General features: G+C 62.8%; 1 protein-coding gene. It reads right to left on the bottom strand.

What is annotated here, in order from left to right:
* Positions 1-419, bottom strand: a 419-nt coding sequence (locus AC097P_RS25040; RefSeq protein WP_479613114.1) for an efflux RND transporter permease subunit, incomplete at both ends; no start/stop codon positions are given.

The raw sequence follows: 419 nt of genomic DNA, 5'->3' as shown, positions 1-419 counted from the left end.
TGACGCTGTCCAGCGACTTCTTGACGTAGCTGGCGTTCTCGGAGATGGCGCGTATTTGCACATCGGGCGGCAGCTGCTTGCGCAGGTCCTCCACCGCCTTGGCTACGGCATCCCCGACCACCACCAGATTCGCGTCCTGCGTCTTGAACACGCTCAGGGTCAGTGCGGGCTGGCCATTGATGCGGCCGATGGACTGCGCCTCGCGCTCGCCGTCCTTGATGGTGGCTAATTGGTCCAACGTGACTGCAGTGCCGTTGCGCCGCGCCACGATGATGTGGCGAAAGGCATCCACACTTTTGAGCTTGCCCTCCACCCGCACCAGTTGCTCCTGCTCGGTGGCGCGGAGTGATCCGGCGGGCATGTCCTGGTTGATCTGGCGGATGGCGGTAACGATTTCGTCCACCCCAACCTGGTAAGCA

Source organism: Rhodoferax sp. ZS1R8 (assembly GCF_056521325.1).
This window is presented reverse-complemented; position numbering and strand designations above follow the sequence as displayed.